The organism is Mycobacterium vicinigordonae (assembly GCF_013466425.1).
GTDB lineage: Bacteria > Actinomycetota > Actinomycetes > Mycobacteriales > Mycobacteriaceae > Mycobacterium > Mycobacterium vicinigordonae.
The window spans coordinates 4,347,035-4,364,835 of sequence record NZ_CP059165.1 but is presented as its reverse complement, the minus strand read 5'-3'; the positions used below and the strand labels follow the sequence as shown (position 1 = coordinate 4,364,835).

Here is a 17,801-nt window from a genome sequence, read left to right as displayed (position 1 = left end):
GGTGATCGGCCGGCCGGGGACGGCGGTTAGCCTCGGAACCATGGCTGATCTGGTTGAGCGGGTTCGCAAGGTGCTGCCGTCGGTGCGCAATGACCTGGAGGATCTGGTGCGCATCGACTCGGTTTGGGCCGACCCGGCCCGCCGCGACCAAGTGCATCGTAGTGCCCAAATGGTGGCAGAGTTGTTGTTGCGGGCAGGTTTTGGCGACGTGAAGACTGTCAGTGAGGGCGGCGCCCCAGCGGTGATCGCGCATCACCCGGCACCTCCCGGAGCGCCGACCGTGCTGCTATACGCCCATCACGACGTGCAACCCGAAGGCGACCGCAGCCAGTGGCACTCGCCGCCGTTTGAGCCGACCGAACGGGACGGGCGGCTCTACGGGCGCGGTACCGCCGACGACAAGGCAGGCATCGCAACACATTTGGCTGCGTTTCGCGCGCACGACGGTCGGCCGCCGGTGGGTGTGACCGTGTTCGTGGAGGGCGAAGAGGAGTCCGGATCACCGTCGCTGGGACGGTTGCTGTCCGCACACCGCGATGCCCTGGCCGCCGACGTGATTGTGATCGCCGACTCGGACAACTGGAACACCGAGGTGCCGGCTCTGACCGTATCGCTGCGCGGAATGGCCGACTGCGTAGTGCAGGTTGACACGCTCGATCACGGATTGCATTCGGGCCTGTGGGGCGGGGTCGTGCCCGATGCGCTGAGCGTGCTGGTGCGGCTGCTGGCCAGCCTGCACGATGACGACGGCAACGTTGCCGTCGAGGGACTGCACGAAACCGACGTCACCGGGCTGAACTACCCGGACTACCCGCCCGAACGGGCACGCACCGATTCCGGTCTGCTTGACGGGGTGAGCGAGATCGGTTCGGGTTCGGTGCCTCAGCGGCTGTGGGCCAAACCGGCCCTCACGGTGATCGGCATCGACACCACTTCCGTTGCGGCAGCGTCGAACACGTTGATCCCCCGGGCGCGGGCCAAGATCAGCATCCGGGTGGCGCCGGGCGGTGATGCAGTGCAACACCTGGACGCCGTCGAGGCCCACCTGCACCGGCACGTCCCGTGGGGCGCTCACCTGAAGATCATTCGTGGCGAGGTCGGCCAGCCGTACGCGATCGAGGCCAGCGGTCCGGTCTACGACGCAGCACGGGCAGCATTCCGCCAGGCCTGGGGGAGCGATCCGATCGACATGGGTATGGGCGGGTCGATTCCCTTCATCGCCGAGTTCGCCGAAGCGTTCCCGCAGGCCAAGATCTTGGTCACCGGCGTCGAGGACCCCGGAACGCAGGCGCACAGCATCAACGAAAGCCTGCACCTGGGGGTGCTGGAACGGGCGGCGATCGCTGAGGCCCTACTGCTGGCCAACCTGGCTGACTAGACGTCCAAGTCGCGCCGCAGTTTCGCCACGTGTCCCGTCGCCTTCACGTTGTACTGCGCGACCGCGATCTTGCCCTTCTCGTCCACCACGAACGTCGACCGGATCACTCCAGTGACCTTCTTGCCGTACATCATCTTCTCGCCGAAGGCGCCATAGGCCGACAGCACCTTCTTGTCCGGGTCGGACAGCAGCGGAAATGTCAGCTTCTCGGCGTCGCGGAATTTCGCCAGTTTTTCCGGCTTGTCGGGGGAGATGCCGACCACGTCGATGCCGGCCTCGTTCAGCTCACTGAGGCTGTCCCGGAAATCGCAGGCCTGCTTGGTGCAGCCTGGGGTCGAGGCGGCGGGGTAGAAGTAGACGACCACCCGTCGGCCCTTGTAATCGGCCAGGGAAACTTTCTTGCCGTCGGCGTCGGGGAGGCTGAAGGCCGGCGCTTTGTCGCCCGGCGCCAGCCGCGTGGTCTCAGTCAAGGTGCATCCCTTTCTCATCACCAAAGCGTCGGCACTAGGGTAGTTCGTCAGTGCACCAGCCTGACTTGGAGGACAGACACGTGGCGGACCGCGATCCCGACACCATCAAGCAGGAGATCGACCAAGCTCGCAACCAACTGGCGGCGACCGTCGACTCGCTTGCTGAGCGTGCGAATCCTCGCCGCCTCGCCGACGACGTCAAGGCCAAGGTGTTCGAGTTCTTGAACAAGCCCATCGTGACGGTGTCGCTGACGGGAGTGGGCGTCGTCGCCGTCATCGTAGTGATCCACCGCATCAGAAACCGCTGACCAGCGATTTAGTGCCGCGCCACGAAATAGCCGGAGATCAGGGCTTTCATCCGCCGCGACGGTGACAGTGGCGCCGCCACCCGCATTACCTTGTTACCCAGGCCGGGCATCACCGTGACCTTGCCCGACCGCATTGCGTCATAACCGGCCTTGGCCACCGGGGCGGCGTCCATGATGAAGCGGTCCAGCCGCGACCAGTCGCCCACCCCGGCGGTCCGCCCGAATTCGGTGCTGGTCGGTCCTGGGGCCAGGTGCGTGCAGGTGACGCCGGTACCGCGCAGGTCAGAAGCCACCGCCTCGGAGAAGCTGCGAACGTAGGCCTTGCTGGCCGCGTAGCCGGCCTCCAATCCATGCGGAATTACATACGCGGCGATCGAGCTGATGTTCAGGATCGCGCCATGCCCGGCCTTCACCATCCGGGCGGCATACCTCGTCGTCAGGTCGGTCAGTGTGACCACATTCAGCTGCACCATCTTCGACACCGCAACCGGGTCGCACTCCTGGATCTTGAGTCCGAGGATCCCCACCCCGGCGTTGTTAACCAGGTACTCGACCTCGACGCCGAGTTCGTCGACGCGGGCGACGAGGTCGGCCCCGGCGCCCGGCGCCGACAGATTCATGGTGATCGGGTGGACGCGGACCCCGTGGCGCGAACGCAATTCCTGGGCTAAGGCGGCCAGCTCGGTGGTGCTGCGCTCGCTGGACACCACGACCAGATCGATGCTGTCGGCGGCGAACAGCGCCGCCAGTTCGCGTCCCAGGCCGGTCGAGGCCCCGGTGACCAGTGCGACCGAGGTTCTGGTCATGCGTGCAGTCCCGTGGCGCTGGTGACGTGGATCGGGATGTCGTCGGCCCAGGGCTGCGCCTCGGCCATGTCGGCGACCTCGACGTAGCCGCGTTCGAATTCGCCGGTCGCGGCGTCGACGAGGCGGTACTCCTGGCGCTGGGTCTGGATCGGTTGGGAGTCGAGGATCACCACCCGCACCTCACCCGGTTCAAACCCGCAACGTTGCTGCAGCGCCTCGATGAGGCACTCGTTGTGCAGGTGGCCGTCGCCGAAGTTCCACCCGAGCACCATCGCGCAGAGCACCTCGCCCTCACACAGGTTGTAATCGTTCTCGTCGGAACCGGCCACCGCGCGGTGAACCAGGGTGAACAGCGCGCGGCCGTGGGTGTTCATCCCGCGGAATGCATAGGCCAGATGGATAGGGATCAGGGCATCCTCTTTGCTCTTGTACAACCGCTCCAGCTGCAGATGCTGCATCGGACCGAGTGCCTTGGAGCCGATCCGGATTTTCTCGTCCGCCGACGGTTTCACGCACCACACCGTGGTGTCCCAGTTGCCGGCGTAGTACCTCATGCCAGGTAGAAAGGAAACCTTGCGCGGGAAGAGGTTTCCGATCACGACGGTCCCCGCCACCACAGCGAACAGAATCGCGATGGGCCATGGGTTGGTGGCGTCGAACAGACCAACATGCGCGTGTGCGACGAACAGCCACAGCACCCCGAAGATCATGAACACGTTCCACTCCAGCGGGACACCCATCGGGAATGCCAACAGGATGTTGAGGTGGAACACGATCATCACGAACGCCGCGATTGCGGTCGGCCAGCCGCCGTGGGAGAACAGCAACACCAGCGGCACCAATCCTTCGACCGCGGTGGAGAAGTGCGCGATGAAGCCCGACAATGCGCTGGGCCGCAGATCATCTGGGTAACGCCGGAACAACGATCGTTTCAGGACACCTGCAGGAATGAACGGGTTGTTGGCCAGCATTGTCGAGATCACAAACGGGAAGTGCTTGTTGAGTTTCGACGTTGCCGCGCCCAGCCAGATCACCATGAACACCACCTTGGCGCCCACGACGATGTCGTTCCCGGCGAAAAGGAACGCTAGGGTCAGCGGCGCGTACACCTCGCCGCGGGCGGCCAGAAAAATGATCTTGTCGCGCACGCCGAGCAGGGCCAGCACGGTTAGAATCGCGACCGGCTGCCACTTCGGCAGTACGCCAATTGCGCTGTCCAGGGCGGGGATTGGCCCGGTGCCTCCGGAGAGCAGGGCAACGAGGAGCAGTACCAGCAAGGTGGCGTAGAGCACCACCTCCAGCAGGGTCCGGTCGCTGCCCTTGGTCAGGGGGATTCGGTTCGGCCAAGGGGGCAGCCGGATGGTTCCGGGTCGCAGCCAGTACAGGATCGAACCCATCGGCGGGAAGTAGCGCCCGGCCATCGGCCCGAAGCAGCAGCCCAGGCCGACGACCTCGAACAGCATCGTGTACAGCACGGCTTTCTGAAACACGATCGGCTCGGTCCACCATGCGGTCACGTGGGTGAAGTTGCCGATACCCGGCGTCGACCAGGCGAGCGCCCAGGCGCCCAGGATATAGAGCACGATCTTCATGAAGTACATCACCGGCATGATGAGCGGAGTTCCGAAGCCGTTCTCGGCGATGTGTCGCTGCATCGGTACCACCCGTTCGGAGCGAGTGCCCTTGCTCCACTCAGGGATGTCGACGACGGGCAGGTTGGGCTGGATGAATCCCATTGCGGCTCCTTCGACGGCTGCCAGGAAAAAGTACCTGCTACGACGCGGAGGCGACAGGTCCGTGGCCAACTCAGCGGGACATTTCCCGGCCGGATCGGACGGTTGTTGCGATCAGCACGATCCCATTGGTCTGGTCGGCGTGGACGTCGTCGTGGGCGGGCAGGGGCGGGCGGGATTCCGGCGGGCCTAAAAGCCTTGCCCAAAAACATATTCCATCACTATCGGGTCCGTAGCCAAAGGTGTGGCAGCTGGATGGCCGATCGGGATTCGGGCGTTGTGGTCGCCTCCGCACGCATGGACAATCGGCGGCCCCGCTGGCACGGTGCTGCCTGTGCCGTGCCCGAGGATCGGGCCCCCGGAAGAGCCCGGGACGGGCCCCGGAAAGGAAAGTGACGTGGGAGCTGCCACGGTGCGAATAGTCGGTGGCCACAAGCGCTTTGACGCCGACAGTCTTGCGCTGGCCGATATCGACCTGGCCATCGACGATGGGGAGTTCCTGGCGATCCTCGGACGAAGCGGAAGTGGCAAGTCGACCCTGCTGCGGGTGATCGCCGGGCTCGAGCAACTCACGTCCGGCACCGTTGAATGGGCCGAGGCCGCCCACGGCGGCAGCGCCTCAAGGCGGCCTCATACCGGCGTGGTTTTCCAGCAGGCGCTGCTGCTGCCGTGGCTGACCGTCCGTGAGAATGTGCTGCTCGCCGGGCGTTTTGCCGCTCAGAAGGCGTTCCAGCGGGAGTACGCCGAGGAGCTGCTTCGCCGGTTCGACCTCGAACGGGTCGCCAACCGCTACCCCGACCAGCTCTCCGGTGGCCAGGCGCAGCGCGTCGCGATCATCCGCGCGGTCGCGACCAGGCCCCGACTGCTGTTGCTCGACGAGCCGTTCAGCGCCCTGGACCCCGCTATCCGTGCCGACCTGCAGGCCTGGCTGGACAGCCTGGCGGCCGAACTCAATATCACCGTCGTCCTGGTCACCCACGACGTGGACGAGGCCCTGCTGCTGGCCAGCCGGGTGGTGCTGCTCGGACCCGACGGACGCATCCGCCGGGAGTGGCGACCGGGCAAGGACGCGCTGCGTCAGGAGATCCTCGACCAGTACCGCCTGGTCGAACGATGACTAGCGTGCTTTCGCGGCGATCGTTGTTGACGGGCGCGGCGACTCTGGCCGCGGCAGGAGGGGTGGCCGGGATCGCCGATCTCGCCCACGCCGCCGCGCTCGACCGCACGAACACCACCGGGCAGTTGAGGATCGGATATCTTCCCATCACCGACGCGGCACCGCTGCTAATCGCGCACGCCGCCGGTCTGTATCAACCGGGCGTGGTGAGTGCCGCCAAGCCAGTGCTGTTCCGCAGCTGGGCGTCGCTGGCCGAAGCATTCGTCACCCGCCAGGTCGATGCGGTGCACATGCTGATGCCGACCGCGATCCAACTGCGTTTCCTGCTGCGCCGTCCGGTGAAGGTGCTGACCTGGAACCATACGAACGGATCGGCCCTCACTGTCGCACCCCACATCACCGACCTCGGGCAACTCGCCGGAACACAAGTGGCGATACCGTTTTGGTGGTCGATCCACAACATCATCCTGCAGCAGCTGCTGCGCGCCCATGACCTGGTGCCGGTGGTGCGTCGCAGTGCCTCGCGGAGCTCACGCACCGTAGAACTGATCGTGATGAGCCCCTCGGACATGGTGCCGGCGCTGGCTAACCGGTCGATCAGCGGCTATGTGGTGGCGGATCCGTTCAACGCCATGGCGCAGGTGCGTAGGATCGGCCGCATCCATACGTTTCTTGGCGACGTGTGGCGCGATCATGCCTGCTGCGTAGTGCTGGCCCATGACGACCTGATCCAGCACCGCCCGCAGGCGGCCGCGTCACTCGTCGATTCCATCATCGGCGCCCAACAACGCATCAACACCGACCGGCCCGCGGCCGCGGCCGCGCTCTCGGCAGGGGCGTACCTTCCGCAACCGCTGCCGGCGATCAAGACCGCCCTGACCTACCGGCCGCAGGAGTACCGGATCGCCCACCCGGACTGGCAGCCACAACGGCTCGGCTATCAGCCTTTTCCGTTTCCGAGCTTCACCCGCCGCCTCGTGGAGGCCATGCACGACACGGTTGTCGATGGCGACCGGGCCTTCCTGGATCGGTTGGATCCTGGGACCGTGCATACCGAATTGGTCGACGACACCTTCGTTCGGGCCGCGCTGGCCGCCCACGGTGGAGTCGAATCTTTCGGTATCCCTTCCGATTTCACCCGAACCGAACAGGTGCAGCCGCGATGACCCTGGATACTCCGACCACCCCGACTCCCTCCGCGTCCGAGGACTCCTCTGCCGGTGCGTTGGTGCGGCGCTGGTGGCCACCCGTGCTCGCCATTGCGGCGGCGGTCGCGCTGTGGTGGCTAGCGACGGCGGTGCTGGCTCCGCCGCAGTCTCTGCTTCGCGAGACCACACCGGACCGCGTGATCCGGTCCCTGGTCGACCTGTTCAAGCGCGGCGTGCTGCTGGCCGATACCGGAGTCAGCCTGTGGCGGCTGCTGATCGGGTTGTTGGTGGGCGGGGTAATCGGCATCCCCGTTGGATTGCTGATCGGACTCAACGACACCGCCGATCGCGCCTCTCGTCCCGTCGTGCAGTTCTTGCGGATGATCTCGCCGCTGTCCTGGGCCCCGATATCGGTAGCGCTCTTCGGAATCGGCAATGAGCCGGTGATCTTCCTGATTGCCGCGGCATCGGTGTGGCCGATCCTGATCAACACCGCTGCCGGTGTGCATGCCATCGACCCGGGCTACTTCCAGGTGGCTCGATCGCTCGGCGCCACCCGGGCCGAACAACTCCAGGTCGTAGTGCTGCCAGCGATCCGTGGGCACCTGCAGACCGGACTGCGCGTCGCGTTGGGCATCGCTTGGGTGGTGCTGGTGCCCGCGGAAATGCTTGGTGTGCGTTCGGGTCTGGGCTACCAGATTCTCAATGCCCGGGACCAACTGGCTTACGGTCAGGTGGTGGCGGTGATCGTGGTAATCGGTTCGATCGGATACGTTCTGGACCTCGCGGCGCGCCGGTTGCTGTCCGGGTCGCGCACCGACCGGCAGAGTTGAGGGCGCAGGCCGCGCACACCATCGGCGCCACGCCGAGGATTGACCATGGAATCGGCACGGCATGCGATGACGGTGCTGGATCTCACCCTAGCCGACCGATTCGCAACCGCCGCAAGTCTCGTCAGGAGCTGATGGCCATTGTGAGCGCCGGTCGCGGCAGGCGTTAAGCGATGCATCGCTGCCGCGGTTCACCTCTCGCCGATCGCGCTGGACCAAGCCAGCGGATTGAGCTCGCGGAAAGGGTCTTTGGCGCGGATAGTAAGCAGGTCGGCCAGGATCGCTTCGAGCGCTTCGCGAGTCTGCTCCCGTAGGGAGGCCACCCAGTACTCGTTCGACACGCCCTCGGGCGTGCTGGTGGCGATCGGTCGACCGAAGCGCAGGTACATCCGCTGGGGGCGCGGGATGAAGGTGGGCCCAACGCCGCGCATCAATGGCATCGCCATGTCGGCGTCACCCGACATCCGGGTGCTCAAAGCCCTGCTGAGCCGGCCCAGCAAGCTGTCGCGGGTGACCATGCTCTTGTACACGTCGTCTCCGCCGACCAGTCCGACCGGAACGATCGGGTAGTCGTGCTCCACCGCCAGACGCGCAAACCCGGCGCGGGCGCCCCATCTTAGCTGGTATTCCTCGCCCTTGAACTTCGCGATCTCGCGGCCACCGCCGGGGAACACGAGGATGGTTTCGTTGTGCCGCATCAGTTCTCGTGCTGTCTCGGGATCGCCGATGACACCACCGTAGGCAGTCATCACGTCGTGGCCAAACCCGGGTCGCTGGGCGAAACGGCGGTCGGCGAGTGGTCGGACCCGGGTACCGATCGCGCGGCGCACGAAGTGCGGAACCAAGAGGACTTCGCCGCCCAAGAACTGAGTGTGGTTGCCCACCAACAGGAATCGTCCGTCGGCCGGCAGCGTATCCAACCCATCGACGAAGGGGCGGTAGAGGTCGATCAGCGGGGAGATGCTGTCCTGCAGCTTGTCCAGTGCGGTCCGTAGTCTCTCAACCCGCGGTGGGTGGTTCATGACGGCGTGGATATCGATTGGTTTGGTGGCAATGTCGTTGCGTCGTGGAGCTGGGAATGGAGCCATACCGACCACAGTACCGAACGAACTAGTTCGTCTGCTAAGTTGGTGATGTGCGCAGCACCGATGAACTCCGCGACACCATCCTTGCTGCCGCGCGCTCCGAGTTCGCCAGCTACGGGCTAGCCGGCGCCCGGATCGACCGAATCGCGCGTGCCGCGAACGCGAGCAAGGAGCGGCTCTACGCGCACTTCGGCGACAAGGAATCGCTTTTCCGCAGTGTGGTGGCTGCCGATAGCGCGGAGTTCTTCGACGCCGTCAGCCTGTGCCCCGACGCGGTTCCGGAGTTCGTCGGTGGCATCTATGACCTGGCCCGCCAGCGTCCCGAGCACCTGCGGATGATCACCTGGGCCAATCTGGAGGGCCTGGCGTTGGACCCACCGCCGGCCGACGAATGGGATTCGGTGCCGGCCCGCGACATTCGCGCCATCGAGCAGGCACAGGCCAGCGGCTGGGTCGATCCGTGCTGGCAGCCCATGGAGTTACTGGTGTTGTTGTTCGGGGTAGGGCTGTCCTGGGCGCTGTCGCCGCATCCGGATGCACGGACGACCGATTCCGAGGTTGTCGCCCGGCGTCGCGCGGACGTGGTCGAGGCCGCCCGGCGGATTATCGCCCCATCGACCCCGTCAGCGTAGAGCTCCAATTCCGCGCTGGCGGGTCAGTCAGATTAGGTTCGCGGGCAAGGAAATTCAGTCACGGCGAAAGCGGAAGATTGAACGGCGGCGTGGTTCTGGCGTAAGCGTCTGTAATCGCTCCTGGGCTCGTAGACCCCAGACCGGGTGGCCCGACTCGACCGCGCGCCGCAGCGCCGTCCGCGCCGCGGCAGTGTCGCCGTGCTCGGCGCGCAGGGTGCCCAGGCCGAACGCTGCGGCGGACGACGCCTCGGTACTTTGCGAGTCGACTGCCACTTGAAACGCGGCCGCGGCACGCGCCACCTCGCCCTGTCCGGCCCACAGAATCCCGAATCGCAGTGCCGCGGCGGGCGCGTGGTCGGGATGTCCGGAGTCGAGCGCGATCTGATAGGCGGCGGCGGCGCCGTCGGGATCGTCCTGCCCGGCCCGCAGCATCCCGAGGGCATTGGCCGCCTCCGGGACATGCTCGGGGTGACCGGAATCGATCGCCGCCTGGTACAGGGCCGCCGCCTGTGCGGCGTCGCCCTCCTTCTCGCGCAGCTTCGCCATGCTGATGGCGGCCACCGGTGCCACATCCACGTCCTCGCTGTCCAGTGCGAGCCGATAAGCGTCGCTCGCACCGCTGAAATCGCCGAGCTTTTCCCGCAGCAATCCGAGGTTGACCGCCGCCTTTGGCATGTGTTCGGGGGTGCCCGAATCGATCGCAGCCTGGTATCCCGCGGCCGCTTGGGCGAGATCGCCCTTCTTGTCCTGCAATAACGCCAGGTTGAAGACAGCCATCGGCGCAAGCTGCGGGTGATTGGCGGCGATGACGATCTCGTAAGCCTCCACGGCGCCTGAGACATCGCCCAGGGCTTCTCTGGTCAACGCCAGATTGAACGCGGCGGTAGGTAGGACGTCGGGGTGCCCGGAGGCTACTGCGATTCGATAAGCCACCTCGGCTCCGGCGGCATCGCCGCGCCGCGCTCGTAGCCCACCTAGTTGCAGCAGTGCGATCCGAATTGATTCCTCGTGTCCCGATTCGATGGCCACCCGATAGGCGGCTACCGCGCCGTCGGTGTCACCCTGCTCGGCGAGCAGATTGCCGAGGTTCAGCGCCGCCATCGGGGCGTGCTCGGGGTGCTCCGAGTCGACCGCCAGCCGATAGGCGCGAACCGCTGCCTCCGAATCACCCTGCTCGGCCCGCAGGAAGCCGATACTGAAGGCGGCCGCCGACGCCCAGTGCGGGTGGCCGGAATCGATGGCCTGCTGATAAGCCGTTAGGGCGGCCTCGATGTCGCCCTCGGTGGATAGCCGCAGTCCAAGTTGAAATGCTGCGCTCGCTGCCGAGTCCTGAACGTGCTCGGGGTGGTCGCGCTCTGGGGTCACGACAAACAGTATTCCCCGCACTGCGAATGAGGGTTGCGGCAAAGACTTGCAGGACGTCGCGACGGTGCCTCGACCGCCCGGAAAAGTCGGCGGCGGGCAGTGGATACCGAAATCTCATGCGCTGCACTGACCAGTGCGCCGTCAGGGTTTCGAACCCCGGACCCGCTGATTAAGAGTCAGCTGCTCTACCAACTGAGCTAACGGCGCGTGCTCGGCCTCAGACCGGCTCTCGACAATAACAGGCTTCACGGCGCGGAGGGAAATCCGCGGTCCCACCCAAAATAACTTGCGCAGAACCTGGCCAATCCAATACGGTCGCACGTCCGCGTCCGGGGCCTGCGAGGCACTACAATAACGGAAACAATCACGGTCAGCGGTGACCAAGAATCAGCAACAGAACTTGGAAGGTCACTTGATGGCGCCTTTGCGCAGACGTCGATCGTGGCTGGTTGTGGCTATGGTCCTGGTTGCTGTGTTTGGTGTCAGTTGCGGCAACGCGCCAAGCTCGCCGGTTGCGGCCAAGGTGATCGAGAACAAGGGCACCCCGTACGCCGATCTGTTGGTGCCCAAGCTCACTGCCTCGGTCGTCGACGGCGCCGTGGGTGTCACCGTGGATGCGCCGGTGACCGTCAGCGTCGCCGACGGAGTGCTCGCGTCGGTCACCCTGGTAAACGACAACGGCCGGCAGATTGCGGGTCAACTCACCCCGGACGGGCTGCACTGGCAGACCGCCGAACAGTTGGGCTACAACCGCCGGTACACGCTGAACGCGAAGGCGACGGGGCTCGGTGGAGCCGCGGACCGCCAGATGACCTTTCAGACCAGCTCTCCGGCGCACCTGACCATGCCTTATGTCGTCCCCAGTGACGGCGAAGTGGTGGGCGTGGGCCAACCAGTGGCGATTCGGTTCGACGAGAATATTGCCGACCGCGTGGCCGCTGAGAAAGCCATCAAGATCACCACCAACCCACCTGTTGAGGGCGCGTTCTACTGGCTGAATCGGCGCGAAGTGCGTTGGCGCCCAGAGCATTTCTGGAAGCCCGGCACCACCGTCGACGTGGCGGTGAACACCTACGGCGTCAATCTGGGTGAAGGCATGTTCGGCGAGGACAACGTCAAGATGCACTTCACCATCGGCGATGAGTTGATCGCGACCGCCGACGACAGCACCAAGATGGTGACGGTGCGCATCAACGGCGAAGTGGTGAAGACCATGCCGACGTCGATGGGCAAGGACAGCACTCCCACCAACAACGGGATCTACACCGTCGGCGCCCGGTTCAAGCACATCATCATGGATTCGTCGACCTACGGGGTACCGGTCAACTCGCCCAACGGATATCGCACCGACGTCGACTGGGCCACCCAAATCTCTTACAGCGGTATCTTCGTGCACTCTGCACCGTGGTCGGTGGGCGCGCAGGGCCACTCCAATACCAGTCACGGCTGCCTGAACGTGAGCCCGAGCAACGCGCAGTGGTTCTACGACCATGTCAAGCGGGGCGACATCGTCGAGGTCTTGAACACCGTGGGGGGCATCTTGCCGGGAACCGAGGGACTCGGCGACTGGAACATTCCCTGGGACCAGTGGCGCGCGGGTAACGCCAACACCTAACCCGCTATACCCGAAGCACCGAACCCAGCGCCGATAGCGGGATGTGCGCTTCGACGGTGCCGCCGTCCATGTACCACTGCGGCAGTCCTGGCGAGAAGTCGATCGGCTCGTCGTGTCCGACCGGGTAGTCGGGCATGTAGATGATCAACTCGTCCGGCGTCAGCGCCCACGCCCGATATGCGCCGGAGTAGACCTTGTCCGGTGTCCACCGGTCCACCGAAAACGGATAGGTGCCCGGATCATGCGGTGGCGCAGCTTGATTGAGTGCGGTTTCGATGAACGGTTGAGCCGGCCCCGCGATGGCGGCGAGGGGTCCGTTAGTCAGGTCCGCCAATTGCACGCGCCGACCGCCGGCCATGTCGAAGGTGAAGGTGCGGTATGCGTTGTTCGGCTTGGGCCCGTCGGCGTGGTAGTCCTCGTGGAAAACGGCACTGAGCAGGTTGCCGTGCTGGAAGACCTGGTAGTTCTCTTCGCCGTAACTGTCAGCGGCCATCAGGGAGTTGGCTTTTCGCCAGTTGCCGACGAGTGTGCGCAGGTAGTCGCGAATCACCGGACCCGCCGTTGGGTTGTCGACGAGGTCGACGGGCACGGCGACCTTGATGTCGCGCACGGCGTTGCGCTCCGAGGTCACCGCGGTGTGGCAGTACTGGCCGTCCCAGCCGCCGCCGAGTTCACCGCAGAACGATTCGGCCGATGCTTGCGCGGTGGCCACGTGTGGACCGCCCGATAGTGCCGTGACGGCTGTCAAGAGCAGTGTCGCGAGAATTCTTCTGATCACCGGTGGCTCCGATTCGCTTAGAGCAGTTGAATTTTGGCTGCCCGCCAGCGACCGTCGACCTTTTCCATCGTCATCTTGATGCGGCTGCGGTCGATGCGCGGGTCGGGCACCGCCATGTTGGCCACGGTCTGATCGATGAAGACCAGCACCACTACCTTGTTCGTGGACTCGGAGGCGATCGCCGAGTCCACCACCACTCCGTGTGCCGTCGCTTTGTTGTCGATCAGCAACTGCCGCAGTTGCACGCTGGATTGGCTATACATGTCCTTGAACTCGCCAGTGGCGCCATCGAGCACCTGACGAAAGTTCTCGTCGACGTTGTTGGAGTCGATGCTCGTCAGCACTTGGGCGTATTTGATGGCGGCTTGTTGGGCCTGCTGGCCTGCCACCTGGATCTGGTGGTTCTGCCACACTTTCCAGCCGAGGAACCCTGAAATCGCAAGAGATGCAACGAGTAAGCCCGGCATGATGCTGCGGCGCAGGTAGCTGCGCCAGGGCCGCTTGACCCGTGACGCCGTGCCGGACTTCTTGGCGCGTTTGCCTAGTAGTGGGGCGTCTTCGTCGGCCCCTTCATCCTGGGACTCTTCATCGTCGGAGTCGTCTTCATCGCACGCGTCGTTGATGTCGCTGGCTTTGGCCTCGGTGTCGGCATCGGCGTCCGGCGACTCGGTGTCGGCATCGGCGTCTCCCGACTCGCCGTCGGGATCGGCGTCCCCTGACTTGCTCGCTGCTTCGGCGCGGGCATCGTCCTCGGCCCCTGCGGTTTCGTCGATTTCATCGCCTTTTTCGTCCATCTCACTCGGCTTCTCCGCGTTGTCGAGTTCTGCGGCTCCGGTTGCGGCATCCGGCTTTTCGCCCTTGATGTCGACGCCTTTCTCGGTTGTTGCAGTCATCTTGATCTCCTTGCGCTGGGCTCAGTGCGGCGGTTCGATCGGCAGGGTAGGTCCGCCGTAAGGCGTTGGGATCGTGTAGCGGCCGCGCGGTGTTGGGTCGGTCCGCCGTCCCAGGTCGGCACCCGGTGGGGGGCCGGCGGTGTCGTCGCCTCCCGGCCGCGGCGCGTTCTTGGCACCTCGGATCCCCACCCCCGGGTCATCGTCGCGGCAGTAGGTGTACATGAAAGGCTCGTAATAGTCGGCGGCCGAAGGCGGATGACTCGGTGTCCCGTAGTCGCACGCGTAGCGGGGATAAAGCTCTGCGGTGGCCCACACGCCGTGGTCATGGAAGGAGCTGGCCACCGCATCCAGCACTGATCCGCGGTAGCTCGGGAACAATGCGTTGAGCGCTGGCACCCGCAGATAGAGCAGCTGAGACGCGGTGGCCAGGCTGCCCAGCAACTGGACCATGGTGTCGGAATTGTCGCTGAAAAGGCCGTCAATCGTCGAAAGTGATTGCGGTGATTGGTCGGCGAGCCGCCGATACCCTCCCTGCATCCTGGCGATACCGCCCAGCGTGCGGTTGAGGTCGACGGTGGCCGCGGCCAGTCCGGCGTTTTTGTCGGCCGCCAGCGTCAGCACCACCCGGCTGGTGCGCAGGACGCTGGTGGTCTGCGGCAGCACCGAATCGAGCGTGGAGAGCAGGAACGTCCCGCCGTCCACGATGGCGGTCAGCTTGGCGGGACCTTCCTTGCTCAGGCTGAGTTCCTTCTTGATCACGTCGAGCTTGTGCGGATCGACCTGGGCCAGCATCCCGTCCGCGTCACCGAGCAACTGCGCAAGGCTGACCGGGACAGTGGTGCGATCGAGAGAGATATAGCTGCCGTCGTGCAGATAGGGCCCGGTATCGTTCTCGGCCTGAAAGTCGATGAACTGCTCACCGGCCGGCGACAACCCCGAGACGTGCGCCACGGCCGATGCCGGTACCTTCACGGTGTCGTCGATACTGGCGATCGCGTCCACACCCCGGTCGGTGATGCGCAGCGAATCGACACGCCCGATGCGCACGCCGCGCAGCGAGACATCCTGATTGGGCAGCAGGCCACCGGATTCCGTCAGATGCACGACCACCCGATACGACGACGCGAACGGCTTTACGCGGAGCGCACTGACCAGCAGATAGGTGGTTGCGACGATGAGGGTGAGTGCCAAGCCCGCCACCGATAGCCAGACTTGTCGGCGGTGCGCAGCCCGTACCATTCGGACGATGGTGCCGGCGAACGACTCGATCATGGCGGCGGTCCCGGTGTCAGTGGACCCGGTAGTTCCGGTGCCGGCGCGCTCGCGCCGGGCGGTGGTGGTACGCCGGGGGCCGATCCGATGATCATGCCGCCGGGGACGTTCGGGTCCGGCATCACTGGTACCTGTACCGAGTCCGGTCCGCGGCCAACCACCCGTTCCTGCAGGCGGAACAGGGTGTACTTGAGGGAGCCCACGAATTCGTTCCAAGTGAACCTGGTCGGTCCGTGCAGGCCTCTGTCGCCGGGGAAGCCGATGTCGGGGATCGCTCCCAGGACCAGTTGGTCAACGCCGACGTGCACCGAGATTGCGTTCCCCGCAGTCGATTTGATGAGCGCGGGCATCATCCGGTTTAGCGTCAGCAAGCTGGTGTCGGGGCTCACGGCGACGTCGTTGGCCGCCCCGGCCAGGGTGTTGAGGTCTTGAATCACGCTGCGGCCGCTGGTATCGGTGCCACCCAGCGACGGGAACCTCGACAGCATCCGGCTGGTGTCACCCAACTGGACGAGCAGATTGGAGAATTCGGTAGTGTTGGCGGCCAGGGCATTGGTGCCGGGGCTGGCCGCCGCCATCAGATCGGTGAGGGTCTGGTTCTTGGTGTCGAGTTGCTGGCTGAGCCGGGACAATTCGGTCAGGGCGTGCGAGATTTGCCCCGACCGGGCGTCCATCGTGTGCAGCAGTTGATTGGACTTGCTGATCAGTTGACCGAACGCGTGGCCCTGGTCCCCGGTGGCGCGGCCGAACCCGTTGATGATGTTGGTGAAATTGCGTACCGCGCCGCCGTTTACCAGGATCGCGGCCGAACTGAGCACCGATTCGACGGTCGCAGCCGCTGCCGTCGACTCCAGGCCGATGGTGTCTCCGTTCTTCAGCATCGGTGTGTTGGCGTCTACTTCGGCCGGCGGCCGTACAGACACGAACACGTCGCCCAGCGGAGTCGCGGTGCGCAGCTCGGCGGTGCTGCCCTTGGGTAGCAGGACACCGTCGCGGATCCGAATGGTGGTGACCGCCGTATAGTTTCGCGCCACCATCGACTCGACCTGACCCACATCTGCCCCGGCAAGTTTTACCTTGGCGTTCATCGGCAGGTTGAGCGCGTTGGAGAACACCGCGGTGAGCATGTATCCTCCCGATCCCAGGCCCGGAGCCGGAAGGGGAAGGCTGGCAAGGCCGTTGGTGGCACAAGCGGAACTAGCAATCGCAACGGCGGCGACCGCTGCGGCAGTTCTTGTGCGCCGGCCCGTCATCGCTGACCCATGGCCGCCAGGCCATCCAACACGTAGGTCAATCCAAAGTCCGGCCCGAAATCCTGAATGGTGCCGGTGCTGCATCCGAGTTGACGAAGACCCATCAGGTTGCAGACCTCTTTGGTCAGCTGGCTGTCGAAAATCATTCGGTCAGTGAGGAAATGCGCTCGCACAGCGCCGTTTTCCCGGTCCACCATGTTATAGGCGTTGTCGGCCAACATCGGAGCCAGATCCAAAGTTTCGGCCAGACCGCGACGCTCGTCGACCAGCGTCTTGGCCAGCGAGTTGCCGCCGAGCAGCGCTTGTTTGATGATGTCGCGGTTGGCGTCGAGCAGGTTGCCCGCACGTTGCACCAATTGGTCGAGTTTCTTGCCGGTGGTGCCGGTGCCGAGGTCCTCGTCGGCGAGTATCTGGCTGACCTGATGGATGGTCGAGGCGAATTCGCGCAGCTTGGTGTCGTTGTTGGCGGCCGCGTCGAACAACGAGCTGAGATTCTTGACAATCGTGGTGATCTGCTGGCGAGTTTGGGCGCCGCCGTCGCTGCTCAGTCGCAGTGCCCTGGACAATTCGTCGAGCGCCGCCTTGATCTTCGCTCCGTTGCCGCTGACCACTTCGGCACCGGCGTTGATCACATCGCCAACGGGACCGTTGCCGTGGCCGTCGCCCTCCAGCGATTTGGTTACCTTGTTGAGAACGGCCAGGACTCGGCTGAACTCGACAGGCGTCTTGGTACGGGTCAGCCCGATGGTGTCATGGTTCTGCAGCGCAGGGCCGCCACGGTAAGGCGGTGTCAGCTCAATCTGCCGGTCGGTAAGGATAGAGGTCGACACGGTGACGGCTTGGGCGTCGGCCGGCACTTTGACGTTTCGATCGACGGTGAACTGAACTTCGACGTAACCTCCCTTAGGGGTTATCCTCACGACTTTACCGACTGGCATACCAAGTACCGCAACAACATTGCCCTCGTACAAGCCGGTGGCACTGTCGAACTGGGCGGTCACCGTCATTGGTTGCGAACGCGAGCTCAGGTACCACCCGCCGAGGCCGACCGCGGCGGCTGCGCACGCCACTACTGCCGCGACGGCGATCACCTTGCCGCTAAACCGGGTTCGCAGACG

Annotated in this window: 17 protein-coding genes and 1 tRNA gene; 7 read left to right on the top strand and 11 right to left on the bottom strand. The window is 64.9% G+C overall.

What is annotated here, in order from left to right:
* The first annotated feature begins 40 nt into the window (after nt 1-40).
* Nucleotides 41-1,378 carry a dipeptidase gene (locus tag H0P51_RS19535; protein WP_180914548.1) on the top strand — a complete coding sequence of 446 codons (1,338 nt, stop codon included), beginning with the start codon at nt 41-43 and terminating at the stop codon, nt 1,376-1,378.
* On the opposite strand, the gene bcp is transcribed toward H0P51_RS19535, so the two are convergent.
* Nucleotides 1,375-1,848, bottom strand: coding sequence for a thioredoxin-dependent thiol peroxidase (gene bcp, locus H0P51_RS19530; RefSeq protein ID WP_180914547.1), 474 nt, complete (start codon nt 1,846-1,848; stop codon nt 1,375-1,377). The two genes, H0P51_RS19535 and bcp, sit on opposite strands and share 4 nt — an antisense overlap.
* An 80-nt stretch (nt 1,849-1,928) precedes the next feature.
* Here bcp and H0P51_RS19525 point away from each other — a divergent pair, with 80 nt between their 5' ends.
* Nucleotides 1,929-2,156 carry a DUF3618 domain-containing protein gene (locus tag H0P51_RS19525; RefSeq protein WP_180914546.1) on the top strand — a complete coding sequence of 76 codons (228 nt, stop codon included), beginning with the start codon at nt 1,929-1,931 and terminating at the stop codon, nt 2,154-2,156.
* Between the two features lie 8 nt (nt 2,157-2,164).
* Here H0P51_RS19525 and H0P51_RS19520 read toward each other — a convergent pair whose 3' ends face one another.
* Together H0P51_RS19520 and H0P51_RS19515 are read right to left on the bottom strand one after the other, a co-directional pair.
* Complete coding sequence (locus H0P51_RS19520) at nt 2,165-2,962, bottom strand: SDR family NAD(P)-dependent oxidoreductase (protein WP_180914545.1); 798 nt, start codon at nt 2,960-2,962, stop codon at nt 2,165-2,167.
* Complete coding sequence (locus H0P51_RS19515; protein WP_180914544.1) at nt 2,959-4,698, bottom strand: DUF3556 domain-containing protein; 1,740 nt, start codon at nt 4,696-4,698, stop codon at nt 2,959-2,961. The genes H0P51_RS19520 and H0P51_RS19515 overlap by 4 nt, the downstream gene beginning before the upstream one ends.
* Before the next feature lie 394 nt (nt 4,699-5,092).
* Between H0P51_RS19515 and H0P51_RS19510 the strand changes: the two genes are divergently transcribed.
* The 3 genes from H0P51_RS19510 to H0P51_RS19500 are packed head-to-tail and all read left to right on the top strand — an operon-like array spanning nt 5,093 to nt 7,793.
* Nucleotides 5,093-5,812 (top strand): ABC transporter ATP-binding protein, encoded by a 720-nt coding sequence (locus H0P51_RS19510; RefSeq protein WP_180914543.1) that lies wholly within the window; start codon nt 5,093-5,095, stop codon nt 5,810-5,812.
* Nucleotides 5,809-6,978: an ABC transporter substrate-binding protein gene (locus tag H0P51_RS19505; RefSeq protein WP_180914542.1), complete on the top strand. Its 1,170-nt coding sequence runs from the start codon at nt 5,809-5,811 to the stop codon at nt 6,976-6,978. The genes H0P51_RS19510 and H0P51_RS19505 overlap by 4 nt, the downstream gene beginning before the upstream one ends.
* 2 nt (nt 6,979-6,980) lie before the next feature.
* Nucleotides 6,981-7,793, top strand: a complete 813-nt coding sequence (locus H0P51_RS19500; RefSeq protein WP_425489079.1) for an ABC transporter permease — start codon at nt 6,981-6,983, stop codon at nt 7,791-7,793.
* 188 nt (nt 7,794-7,981) lie between these two features.
* Here the strand turns inward: H0P51_RS19500 and H0P51_RS19495 are convergent, their stop codons facing one another.
* Complete coding sequence (locus H0P51_RS19495) at nt 7,982-8,878, bottom strand: lysophospholipid acyltransferase family protein (protein WP_180914540.1); 897 nt, start codon at nt 8,876-8,878, stop codon at nt 7,982-7,984.
* 47 nt (nt 8,879-8,925) lie between these two features.
* On the opposite strand from H0P51_RS19495, the gene H0P51_RS19490 reads away from it, so the two are divergent.
* Nucleotides 8,926-9,507, top strand: a complete 582-nt coding sequence (locus H0P51_RS19490) for a TetR/AcrR family transcriptional regulator (protein ID WP_180914539.1) — start codon at nt 8,926-8,928, stop codon at nt 9,505-9,507.
* Nucleotides 9,508-9,561: 54 nt separating this feature from the next.
* Here H0P51_RS19490 and H0P51_RS19485 read toward each other — a convergent pair whose 3' ends face one another.
* Together H0P51_RS19485 and H0P51_RS19480 are read right to left on the bottom strand one after the other, a co-directional pair.
* Nucleotides 9,562-10,872 (bottom strand): tetratricopeptide repeat protein, encoded by a 1,311-nt coding sequence (locus H0P51_RS19485; RefSeq protein WP_180914538.1) that lies wholly within the window; start codon nt 10,870-10,872, stop codon nt 9,562-9,564.
* Nucleotides 10,873-11,006: 134 nt separating this feature from the next.
* Nucleotides 11,007-11,079, bottom strand: a tRNA-Lys gene (locus H0P51_RS19480).
* 208 nt (nt 11,080-11,287) lie between these two features.
* Here H0P51_RS19480 and H0P51_RS19475 point away from each other — a divergent pair.
* Nucleotides 11,288-12,487, top strand: a complete 1,200-nt coding sequence (locus H0P51_RS19475; RefSeq protein WP_180914537.1) for a L,D-transpeptidase — start codon at nt 11,288-11,290, stop codon at nt 12,485-12,487.
* Between the two features lie 4 nt (nt 12,488-12,491).
* Here H0P51_RS19475 and H0P51_RS19470 read toward each other — a convergent pair whose 3' ends face one another.
* From H0P51_RS19470 to H0P51_RS19450, 5 genes are all read right to left on the bottom strand, one after another.
* Nucleotides 12,492-13,265: a mannan-binding family protein gene (locus H0P51_RS19470; protein ID WP_180914536.1), complete on the bottom strand. Its 774-nt coding sequence runs from the start codon at nt 13,263-13,265 to the stop codon at nt 12,492-12,494.
* Nucleotides 13,266-13,282: 17 nt separating this feature from the next.
* Entirely contained in the window at nt 13,283-14,059 is a 777-nt protein-coding gene (locus H0P51_RS19465) for a tetratricopeptide repeat protein (RefSeq protein WP_425489078.1), read from the bottom strand.
* Nucleotides 14,060-14,179: 120 nt separating this feature from the next.
* Entirely contained in the window at nt 14,180-15,430 is a 1,251-nt protein-coding gene (locus tag H0P51_RS19460; protein ID WP_180914535.1) for an MlaD family protein, read from the bottom strand.
* On the bottom strand, nt 15,427-16,683 hold the full coding sequence (locus H0P51_RS19455; protein ID WP_180914534.1) for an MlaD family protein: 1,257 nt from the start codon (nt 16,681-16,683) through the stop codon (nt 15,427-15,429). Before H0P51_RS19455 ends, H0P51_RS19460 begins: the two co-directional genes overlap by 4 nt.
* Nucleotides 16,680-17,798 carry an MCE family protein gene (locus H0P51_RS19450; protein ID WP_180919098.1) on the bottom strand — a complete coding sequence of 373 codons (1,119 nt, stop codon included), beginning with the start codon at nt 17,796-17,798 and terminating at the stop codon, nt 16,680-16,682. The genes H0P51_RS19455 and H0P51_RS19450 overlap by 4 nt, the downstream gene beginning before the upstream one ends.
* Between the last annotated feature and the right edge of the window lie 3 nt (nt 17,799-17,801).

What these genes read in the sequence shown, in the direction of transcription:
- H0P51_RS19455 (WP_180914534.1), bottom strand. Translation starts at nt 16,683, where the DNA reads ATGACGGGCCGGCGCACAAGAACTGCCGCAGCGGTCGCCGCCGTTGCG.
- H0P51_RS19495 (WP_180914540.1), bottom strand. Translation starts at nt 8,878, where the DNA reads ATGGCTCCATTCCCAGCTCCACGACGCAACGACATTGCCACCAAACCA.
- H0P51_RS19505 (WP_180914542.1), top strand. Translation starts at nt 5,809, where the DNA reads ATGACTAGCGTGCTTTCGCGGCGATCGTTGTTGACGGGCGCGGCGACT.
- H0P51_RS19520 (WP_180914545.1), bottom strand. Translation starts at nt 2,962, where the DNA reads ATGACCAGAACCTCGGTCGCACTGGTCACCGGGGCCTCGACCGGCCTG.
- H0P51_RS19515 (WP_180914544.1), bottom strand. Translation starts at nt 4,698, where the DNA reads ATGGGATTCATCCAGCCCAACCTGCCCGTCGTCGACATCCCTGAGTGG.
- H0P51_RS19475 (WP_180914537.1), top strand. Translation starts at nt 11,288, where the DNA reads ATGGCGCCTTTGCGCAGACGTCGATCGTGGCTGGTTGTGGCTATGGTC.
- H0P51_RS19465 (WP_425489078.1), bottom strand. Translation starts at nt 14,059, where the DNA reads ATGGACGAAAAAGGCGATGAAATCGACGAAACCGCAGGGGCCGAGGAC.
- H0P51_RS19535 (WP_180914548.1), top strand. Translation starts at nt 41, where the DNA reads ATGGCTGATCTGGTTGAGCGGGTTCGCAAGGTGCTGCCGTCGGTGCGC.
- H0P51_RS19460 (WP_180914535.1), bottom strand. Translation starts at nt 15,430, where the DNA reads ATGATCGAGTCGTTCGCCGGCACCATCGTCCGAATGGTACGGGCTGCG.